This is a genomic window from Pseudomonas sp. GM50, from assembly GCF_000282375.1.
Classification (GTDB): Bacteria; Pseudomonadota; Gammaproteobacteria; order Pseudomonadales; family Pseudomonadaceae; genus Aquipseudomonas.
The window spans coordinates 39,008-48,444 of sequence record NZ_AKJK01000142.1 but is presented as its reverse complement, the minus strand read 5'-3'; the positions used below and the strand labels follow the sequence as shown (position 1 = coordinate 48,444).

Sequence of the window (9,437 nt, the reverse complement as noted above, 5' to 3'; positions counted from 1 at the left end):
AGCTCCTACGCCGCTTTGGCCACTGGTCAGACCGGTCATGCCAATTTTTCTATTTCCACTTGTAATCCTGAAAAAACCCAGCGTAGACTGCGCCTGCACTGGACATACCGGTAAGACCACAATAATTAAGTCCTGAATCTGATGCGCGAAGCGCACGGCAGCCAGGACACCGACCAGGATTCCTCCCATGCTCAGATGGTGCTCGCGTTCAATCTTCCTCCAAGTGGTTCTCGGACTGGTGCTCGGCATCGTCTGTGGGCTGGCCCTTCCCGAATATTCCGCCCAACTCAAACCCCTCGGCGACGGTTTCATCAAACTGATCAAGATGCTTATTGGTCTGATCGTGTTCTGCGTGGTGGTCAGCGGCATCAGCGGTGCCGGCGACCTGAAGAAGGTCGGACGCATCGGCCTCAAATCGGTGATCTACTTCGAAATACTGACCACCATCGCCTTGGTGATCGGCCTGGTGTTCGCCTTCACGACCGGTATCGGTAGCGGTGCGAACATTCATCTGGAACAGCTCTCCACTGCCGACATGGGCGACATCGCCCAGCGCGGTCAGCACATGCAAACCACCTCCCAGTTCCTGATGAACCTGATCCCGACCTCGGTAATCGGCGCCTTCGCGGAAAACAACATTCTGCAAGTCCTGCTGTTTTCGGTGCTGTTCGGCAGCGCGCTGAACCTGGTGGGCGAAGCAGCGTCGGGTATTTCCCGACTGATTAATGAGCTGAGCCACGTGATCTTCCGCATCATGGGCATGATCGTGCGTCTGGCGCCGATCGGCGTGTTCGGCGCCATCGCCTTCACCACCAGCAAATATGGCCTGGATTCGTTGCAACACTTGGGCAGCCTGGTCGGCCTTTTCTACATGACCTGCGTGGCGTTTGTGACATTGATTCTCGGCCTGGTGATGCGCCTTTCGGGCCTGAAGATGTGGCCGTTGCTCAAGTACCTGCGTGAAGAACTGCTGATCGTCATGGGCACCGCTTCTTCCGACGCCGTGCTGCCACAAATCATGCGCAAGCTTGAGCATCTGGGCATCGGCAGCTCCACGGTCGGGCTGGTGATTCCGACCGGGTACTCGTTCAACCTTGATGGCTTTTCGATCTACCTGACCCTGGCCATTGTGTTTATCGCCAATGCCACCGGCACGCCGCTGGCCATGACGGATCTGCTGACAATTCTGCTGGTGTCGCTGATCACCTCCAAAGGTGCCCACGGGATTCCCGGCTCGGCGCTGGTGATTCTCGCCGCAACCCTGACTGCAATCCCGGCGATTCCGGTAGTGGGCCTGGTGCTGGTGCTGGCGGTGGACTGGTTCATGGGCATCGGCCGGGCGCTGACCAACCTGATCGGCAACTGCGTCGCCACCGTGGCCATCGCCCGCTGGGAAAAGGACATCGATATCCAACGGGCGAACAAAGTGCTTTCCGGTCAGGTGGGCTATACCTTCCAGCCCAGGAAACCGGTCGCCCCGGCCCATCAGCAGGAATTCTGAATAATCGCCGTGCCTGCCTGCGGACAGGCACGGCCATCAATCGTTATGGATGCTTATGGAACAGACAGTGATCACCACATCAACCGTCGTAAATTCAGTCGTAGAAAAACTTCGGGCCGCATTGGCCCGTGGTCAGTGGCGCTCCGGCGAAATGCTGCCGGGCCAGCGTGAACTGGCCGAACAACTGGGCATCAGCCGCCCGAGCCTGCGTGAAGCGGTCATCGTGCTGGAAACCCTCGGGCTGGTGCGCTCCATGCCGGGCAAAGGCGTGGTGGTGCTGGAAGCCAATCTCAACGACAGTCAAAGCCACGACAGCGCGGTAGCCGGGGCCAGCCTGGAAGACGTGCTGCAACTGCGCTACACCCTCGAACCGTTCATTGTGGGCTTGGTGGCGCAGTCCATCAGCAGCAAGGAAGTCGGGCAACTGCGCCTGACCCTGATGGACATGCGCGAAGCCCTTGAGGCCAACGACAGCGAGGCCGGCGTGAACGCCTACATCGCATTCCATGAGGAGCTGTTCACCCTGACATCGAACCCGATTTTCCAGAGCGTGGTGCAGCAAACCAGCAACGCCCTCAAGCAAAGCGCCGACGTGCTGCGCAATTCGCCCGAGCATCTGGCTGAACGCCTTGAAGAAAACGAAGCCGTGGTGCGTGCCATACGCAGCAAGAACAGCGCCCAGGCCAGCGCCGAGATGCGCCGGCACATCCTTCGGGAAGGCCAACGGATGGGCATCGAATTGAACATCCCGGACGACCACCTGGGCAGTTAAACCCTCTTCGAACTGGAGACAGGCCATGAACAGCTTCGCCTCACCACAGATATTCACTGCCCTACCCTTCTCCCGAACGGACACCGGGAAACTGCCGGCGGATGATCTCTATTCACGGATCTTCGACGCCATTCTCGAACAGCGCATCCATGCAGCCAGTCGTTTTACTGAAGACAGCCTGGCGCAGATGTTCAGCGCTCGACGCAGTGACATTCGTGGCGTGCTGACGCAGTTGTCCCATCAGCAGATCATTATCCTTCGCACCAACCATCGTCCCCGAGTCGCCGCGCCCGATGTCGAACAGACTCGGCAGACGCTGCATGCCCGACGACTGACCGAAATCACGCTGGTTCGACTGGCCTGCCAGCGGCCTCGCCCACAAGACTTGAAACGCCTGCATGCCTTGATCGACAGCGAACGCCAATGCACGGCGCGTGGTCCGGCCATTCGATTGTCTGGGGAATTTCATCTGCAACTGGCCGAAATGGCGGGGAACGCACCGTTGGCGCATTTTCTCGGCACTCTGGTGCCGCTGACTTCGCTGGCGATTGCGCAGTTTGATGCGCAGGCAGGCGGTGATTGCGCGTGGCAGGAGCACACGGAGATCGTCGATGCAGTGGCGCGCGGGGATGCTACGGCGGCCGAGATGTTGATGACCCGGCATCTGGATCATCTTGACGAAAAACTGCTGAACGCTGGATCGGTAGTCAGCCAGAATCGTGTTGCCGGTTAGATCGCCTTCGCGGGCAAGCCTCGCTCCTACAGAGGACATGCAATAGCTGTAGGAGCGAGGCTTGCCCGCGAAGGCGTCATTACCGACGAACACATATTCAATCCGCCGCGACCCGCGCAAAACCCTCACGAATCTTCTCTTCCGGCAATTCATCGGCAATAAACACGATCACGCTTTCCCGCGCCTCATCGTCCGCCCACTCGGTATCCCAATCGAAGCCGTACAGTTTCAGCACGCCCTGAAACACCATGCGCCGCGGTTCGCCAAGGATGTTCAAAACACCTTTGTAGCGCAGCAGTTGCTTGCCATGTTCTTCCAGCAACTCGTTCATGAACTCGCTGAGTTTATCGATATCCAGCGGCTTGTCGGTGCGCAGCACCAGGCTGGAGATGCGATCAATGGAGGGCGCCTTGCTCACCGGGCGCAAACTCACGCCACCACCGAGGTCGGCATTGAGGTTGAAGCCGCGCACGTCGAGCAGTTCGGCCAGATCAATCTTGCCGTGGTCGACCACGCGGATTGGCGCGCGACGGTTGATGCGGGTCAGGCGCTCGCTGAGGGCAGTGAAGGTCGGCTCGTCCACCAGATCCCGTTTGCTCACCAGCAAGCGGTCGGCAAAGCCGATCTGTGCCTGGGCAATGGTCTGGGTCAGGTGCAGGTCGGCGTGGGCCGCGTCCACCAGGGTGATGATGCCGTCGAGGATGTAGCGCTCACGCAGTTCTTCGTCGATGAAGAAGGTTTGCGCCACCGGGGCCGGGTCGGCCAGGCCGGTGCATTCGATGACCAGACGATCGAAGGCGATTTCACCGCTGTCCAGGCGTTCGAGCAGCAGGTACAGCGCCTTGGTCAAATCGGTGTGGATGGTGCAGCAGACGCAGCCGTTGGACAGCGTCATCACTTGCACCGGCTCGTCGCCCAACAGTTGGGTGTCGATACCGGCGTCACTGAATTCATTTTCGATCACGGCGATTTTCAGGCCGTGCTCGGCTTTGAGCAGGTGGCGCAGCAAGGTGGTTTTACCAGCGCCGAGGAAGCCGCTGAGGATCGTGACAGGGATGGGAGAGGACAACTGGAATCTCCTGTTTCACAAAATTAGAAATCAACACAAAAACAAATGTGGGAGCTAGCCTGCTAGCGATGGCGGACTGTCAATCAACAGTGATGTTGAATGTTCAGGCGCCATCGCTAGCAGGCTAGCTCCCACAGGGATTGCTATTAACCCGACAACCGGGTCAACAGCACTTCGGCCCACCCTTGCCACCGTAACGGGCTTCCTGACGTTCGCGAAAGAACATCTCGTAGCTCATCACCGGTTTGTCCGGGTGTTTGGTTTGCATATGCTCGACGTAGTTGTCGTAGTCGGGCATGCCGACCATCAGGCGCGCGGCCTGACCGAGGTATTTACCGAGGCGACTCAGGTCATTGAACATGGTGCAGTCCTCGATTACGCATCCGGCTGAGCCTGGAATGGAGATTCTTTATCCGTACGTTCTTTGCTACCCCAGGCGGCAATGCCGACCTTGAGCGCATAGAACAGGATGCTGAATACCACAAACAGGAACAGCGCGGTCAGCGTTGCGTTGGTGTAGGCGTTGTAGATCACATGCTGCATCTGCTCGATGCTCTTGGCCGGGGCCAGAATCTGCCCGTTAGCCAATGCATCGCTGTATTTCTTCGCCAGCGACAGGAAGCCGATTGCCGGGTTGGCATCGAACAGCTTGATAAAGCCTGCGGTGGTGGTGCAGATCAGCAACCACACGGCGGGCAGCATGGTGACCCAGATGTAACGTTGGCGCTTCATTTTGATCAGCACAACGGTTGCCAGCATCAGCGCGATTCCGGCCAGCATCTGGTTGGAGATACCGAACAGCGGCCACAAGGTGTTGATGCCACCCAGTGGATCGATCACGCCTTGGTACAGCAGGTAACCCCACATCGCTACGCAACCGGCGGTTGCGATCAGGTTGGCGGTCCAGGACTCGGTGCGTTTCAGCGCCGGAACGAAGGAGCCGAGCAAATCCTGAAGCATGAAACGCCCGGCACGGGTGCCAGCGTCGACCGCGGTCAGGATGAACAGCGCTTCGAACAGGATCGCGAAGTGGTACCAGAACGCCATGGTGTTTTCACCGGGCAGCACACTGTGCAGGATCTGCGCGATACCGACCGCCAGGGTCGGCGCACCACCGGCACGGGCCAGGATGGTGGTTTCACCGATGTCCTTGGCCACCGCTTGCAGGGCTTCCGGAGTGATCGCAAAGCCCCAGTTGCTGACCGCTTGCGCCACCGCCACCACATCACCCCCGACCACGGCCGCCGGGCTGTTCATGGCGAAGTACACGCCTGGCTCGATCACCGAAGCGGCAACCATTGCCATGATCGCCACGAAGGATTCCATCAGCATGCCGCCGTAACCGATGTAACGGGCGTTAACTTCGTTATCCAGCAACTTCGGCGTGGTGCCGGAGGAGATCAGCGCGTGGAATCCCGAGACCGCGCCACAGGCAATGGTGATGAACAGGAACGGGAACAGACCGCCCTTCCACACCGGCCCGGTGCCGTCGATGAACTGGGTCAATGCCGGCATTTTCAGCTCAGGCATGGTGATCAGAATGCCGATCGCCAGCGCAACGATGGTGCCGATCTTCAGGAAGGTGGACAGGTAATCACGCGGCGCCAGAATCAGCCACACCGGCAACACCGCCGCCACGAAACCGTAGCCGATCAGCATCCAGGTGATCTGGACTCCGGTAAAGCTGAATGCCTTGGCCCACACTGGGTCAGCGGCAATCTGCCCGCCCAGCCAGATCGAACCCAGCAGCAACGCCACGCCGATCACCGAGATTTCACCGATGCGACCCGGGCGGATGTAGCGCATGTAGATGCCCATGAACATCGCGATCGGGATGGTCGCCATCACCGTGAAAATACCCCACGGGCTTTCGGCCAAGGCCTTGACCACAATCAGCGCCAGCACCGCGAGGATGATGATCATGATCAGGAAGCAGCCAAACAGCGCGATGGTCCCGGGGATGCGGCCCATTTCTTCACGGACCATGTCGCCCAAAGAGCGACCGTTGCGACGGGTGGACATGAACAGGACCATGAAGTCCTGAACCGCACCGGCCAGCACCACGCCGGCAATCAGCCACAGCGTACCGGGCAGGTAGCCCATCTGCGCCGCCAATACTGGACCGACCAGCGGCCCCGCGCCGGCGATGGCTGCGAAGTGGTGTCCGAAGAGTACGTGTTTGTTGGTCGGTACGTAGTCCAGACCATCGTTGTTGAGTACGGCGGGAGTGGCTCGATTGGGATCGAGCTGCATCACCTTGGTGGCGATGAACAGGCTGTAATAGCGGTATGCGACGAGATAAATAGCGACTGCTGCGACTACGATCCAGAGGGCGTTGATGGCTTCGCCGCGGCGCAGGGCCACGACACTTAGCGCAAACGCTCCCAGGACAGCCACGGCAAACCAGGCAAGGTGTTTAGCCAGACGGGGCATAGCGTGTCTCCTGCCAACAGCCAGTAGCTGCGGCGGTAATTATTATAATTGTGTCCGCAGTGCGGAGCGGGCCCAATATCCGCCCATGCTGTCGACAAATAAATCCGCGTTACTACGTACGTGGTGTCTACGTAGTTCTACGTAGATGACGCAAAACCTGTGGGAGCGAGCCTGCTCGCGATAGCGGACTGACATTCAGCGTCGATGTTGACTGTGCCACCGCTATCGCGAGCAGGCTCGCTCCCACAAGGTTTTGCATTTCGCAGGTCATTCTGTCCAGCACCGCTACTGGAGGCGCGTATCTTTGGCATATGATGCCGGGCCTTCGCCCTCCCTCGGTCTGGCCAGGAGTAGAGATGCAGCTCAAACACAAAATCGTCGCGCTCGGGATTCTGCCGCTTGTGCTGGCGATCGCGGTCATCTGCGCGCTGGTGATTTCCCTGAACCGCCAACTGGGTGATCAACAGGCGCAACTGATCGAAGACAGCATTCTGGCCAGCAAGCGCGCAGAACTGAAAAACTACGTCGAAATGGCGCAGAGCCTGATCGCGCCGCTGTACGACGACGGTCGGGGTGATGAGCGCGCACAGCAACAAGTGCTCGAAGAACTGCGCAAGCTCAGCTTTGGCATCAACGGCTACTTCTTCGTCTACGACCGCGAAGGTCGCAGTCTGATGCACGCGCGCCAGTCTGAGCTGGTGGGCAAATACCTGTGGAACATGACCGACCCTCATGGCCTGCCGGTGATCCAGGCGTTGCTCAAAAGTGCGCAATCGGGCGAAGGTTTTCAACGTTACGCCTGGAACAAACCCTCTTCCGGCCAGGTGACCGACAAGCTCGCCTACGTGGTGATGCTCGACCATTGGGGCTGGATGCTCGGCACCGGCATCTACCTTGAAGACGTCGAACGCGCCACCCAACAAGCGCGTGCCGAGGTGGCTCAGGGCATCCGTAAAACCATGCTGGCGATTGCCGCGGTGGCCCTTGTGGCAGTGCTGTTTGTCTTCGCCAGCGGCATGACGCTGAACGTCAGCGAACATCGCCTGGCCGACAAAAAACTCCAGCGCCTGACTCAACGCATCGTCAGCTTGCAGGAGGAAGAACGGTCGCGGGTTTCCCGAGAGCTGCACGACGGCATCAGCCAGCTACTGGTGTCTATCAAGTTTCAGTTCGAACTGGCCAGCCATGTGCTGGAGAATGGGCAAGACAAGGGATTGGGCATTTTAAGAGACGCCACGCAGCGCCTCGGAGACGCGATTGGCGAAGTTCGCAGCCTCTCTCATGACCTGCGCTCGTCGCTGCTCGACACCCTCGGCCTGCCGGCGGCGATCGGTCAGCTCGCCGCAGAGTTCGAGCAACGCAGCGGTCTTGTCGTGACCTTCAACGATAACGAATTCGACTGTCACCTGGTCGATGGCGCTGCCGTCTCGTTGTTTCGCATCGTGCAAGAAGCCCTGACCAATATCGAACGCCACGCACAGGCAAAAAACGTCATCATTACCCTGCACGGCTCTGAAAAGTCCGTACAGTTGACGGTGGTCGATGACGGTATCGGTTTCAACGTCGCCCAGGTCGAACGTCGTCACGCTGGCATTGGCCTGCGCAACATCCGTGAACGTATCGAGCATTTTGGCGGTCGATTCGACCTGACCTCGATGCCGGGAAGAAGTGAGCTGGACGTGCTGTTGCCGATGAAACTGCCCGGTACAGAACGCTGACTCACCCCATAACAATTAGAGTGAATGCCTGCGATGAACCTGCCCTACCCGATCCGCGTCGCCCTGGTCGACGATCACTCCCTGGTCCGCGACGGGATCAAATCGCTGCTGGCGGTCATGGCGCAGCTGGAAGTGGTCGGAGAAGCCGAGAATGGCGTCGATGCCATCGAGATGGTCGGGCGCTGCCAGCCGGATCTGTTGCTGGTCGACATCAGCCTGAAGGACATCAATGGCCTTGAGCTGACGCGGTTGTTACGCAGCCAGTACCCGTCGCTCAAGGTGCTGGTGCTGAGCATGTACGACAACTATGAATACGTGAGTGAATCGGTTCGCTCGGGTGCCAGCGGCTATGTGCTGAAGAATGCGCCTTCACGGGAAATCATTGCGGCGATCGAAGCCATTGTCAGCGGCGGGACGTTCTACAGTGCCGAAATCGCACAGCGGCTCATCGCCGATAAAAGTACCGACAACGAGCTTACTCCGCGCGAAAGCCAGGTGCTGTACAAGATGGCTCAGGGGCTGAACAACAAGGAAATGGCTCGCGAACTGGACATCAGTGTCCGCACTGTAGAAACCCATCGCCTGAGCATCCGTCGCAAGCTCAACATCGACAAACCCGCCGCCCTCGTAAAGTACGCGATCGATCACGGGATCATTTCGCGCTAGAGGCGATTCACACCGCACTCGTGTTAACGACACGTGCCGTGCGAATGAACAAGGCGCGTACCTTGTCCCAGAAATTCCCGCCCAGTACGAAAAAGCTGCCGATCAACATGGCATCGCCCAGCGCCTGGAGCTGCCAGATATTGGGTCTCAGCCCCGGCCAGAGAGTATCTATGTAAGGTTCGAGAAATCCCGAGATCAGCGGCAGGCAAAACATCACTAGGCCAATTCTATGGCGAGCCGGGCCTACTTCCACGTCTGCCGGTGCCAGTGTGGAGACGTAACCGAACATGCTGCGCTTGAGCTGCTGAAAGCCGGATTTTCCCATAATGGCAATGACCAGAATCAACAGAACCTTGTTACTGATAAACAAAACGCCTGTCAGTGCCGCGATCTTTGAGCCGGGCACATCCAGTGCGGCAGCGATAGGCACCATCAGCCAGGATCCCAGCATCAAACAGATAATCGCGATGCCCAGTTTGAAGCGCCAACCAGCGGAACCAGGTGCATTGTCATCCTGAGGGGTGCTCATGGTCTTCTTAACCTTT

General features: G+C 58.7%; 10 protein-coding genes. 5 read left to right on the top strand and 5 right to left on the bottom strand.

The window, feature by feature from the left end:
- A partial coding sequence (locus tag PMI30_RS31865; RefSeq protein WP_081501318.1) for a hypothetical protein occupies nucleotides 1-189 on the bottom strand: 189 nt, incomplete at its 3' end.
- Between PMI30_RS31865 and PMI30_RS00905 the strand changes: the two genes are divergently transcribed.
- From PMI30_RS00905 to PMI30_RS00915, 3 genes are all read left to right on the top strand, one after another.
- Nucleotides 188-1,501 (top strand): C4-dicarboxylate transporter DctA, encoded by a 1,314-nt coding sequence (locus PMI30_RS00905; protein WP_008015041.1) that lies wholly within the window; start codon nucleotides 188-190, stop codon nucleotides 1,499-1,501. The two genes, PMI30_RS31865 and PMI30_RS00905, sit on opposite strands and share 2 nt — an antisense overlap.
- A 67-nt stretch (nucleotides 1,502-1,568) precedes the next feature.
- Nucleotides 1,569-2,273, top strand: a complete 705-nt coding sequence (locus tag PMI30_RS00910) for a FadR/GntR family transcriptional regulator (RefSeq protein WP_032836307.1) — start codon at nucleotides 1,569-1,571, stop codon at nucleotides 2,271-2,273.
- A 25-nt stretch (nucleotides 2,274-2,298) separates the two neighbouring features.
- Complete coding sequence (locus PMI30_RS00915; RefSeq protein ID WP_008015039.1) at nucleotides 2,299-3,006, top strand: GntR family transcriptional regulator; 708 nt, start codon at nucleotides 2,299-2,301, stop codon at nucleotides 3,004-3,006.
- 97 nt (nucleotides 3,007-3,103) lie between these two features.
- Here PMI30_RS00915 and yjiA read toward each other — a convergent pair whose 3' ends face one another.
- The 3 genes from yjiA to PMI30_RS00930 form a co-directional block, all read right to left on the bottom strand.
- Complete coding sequence (gene yjiA, locus PMI30_RS00920; protein ID WP_008015038.1) at nucleotides 3,104-4,075, bottom strand: GTPase; 972 nt, start codon at nucleotides 4,073-4,075, stop codon at nucleotides 3,104-3,106.
- A gap of 163 nt (nucleotides 4,076-4,238) precedes the next feature.
- Nucleotides 4,239-4,436: a YbdD/YjiX family protein gene (locus tag PMI30_RS00925; RefSeq protein ID WP_007895266.1), complete on the bottom strand. Its 198-nt coding sequence runs from the start codon at nucleotides 4,434-4,436 to the stop codon at nucleotides 4,239-4,241.
- A gap of 14 nt (nucleotides 4,437-4,450) precedes the next feature.
- Nucleotides 4,451-6,508, bottom strand: coding sequence for a carbon starvation CstA family protein (locus tag PMI30_RS00930; RefSeq protein ID WP_008015037.1), 2,058 nt, complete (start codon nucleotides 6,506-6,508; stop codon nucleotides 4,451-4,453).
- A 356-nt stretch (nucleotides 6,509-6,864) separates the two neighbouring features.
- On the opposite strand from PMI30_RS00930, the gene PMI30_RS00935 reads away from it, so the two are divergent.
- Nucleotides 6,865-8,226, top strand: coding sequence for a cache domain-containing protein (locus PMI30_RS00935; RefSeq protein WP_008015036.1), 1,362 nt, complete (start codon nucleotides 6,865-6,867; stop codon nucleotides 8,224-8,226).
- A 33-nt stretch (nucleotides 8,227-8,259) separates the two neighbouring features.
- Nucleotides 8,260-8,892, top strand: a complete 633-nt coding sequence (locus tag PMI30_RS00940) for a response regulator (protein ID WP_008015035.1) — start codon at nucleotides 8,260-8,262, stop codon at nucleotides 8,890-8,892.
- 7 nt (nucleotides 8,893-8,899) lie between these two features.
- Here the strand turns inward: PMI30_RS00940 and PMI30_RS00945 are convergent, their stop codons facing one another.
- Nucleotides 8,900-9,421, bottom strand: coding sequence for a transporter suffix domain-containing protein (locus PMI30_RS00945; RefSeq protein WP_032836304.1), 522 nt, complete (start codon nucleotides 9,419-9,421; stop codon nucleotides 8,900-8,902).
- Nucleotides 9,422-9,437 lie beyond the last annotated feature (16 nt).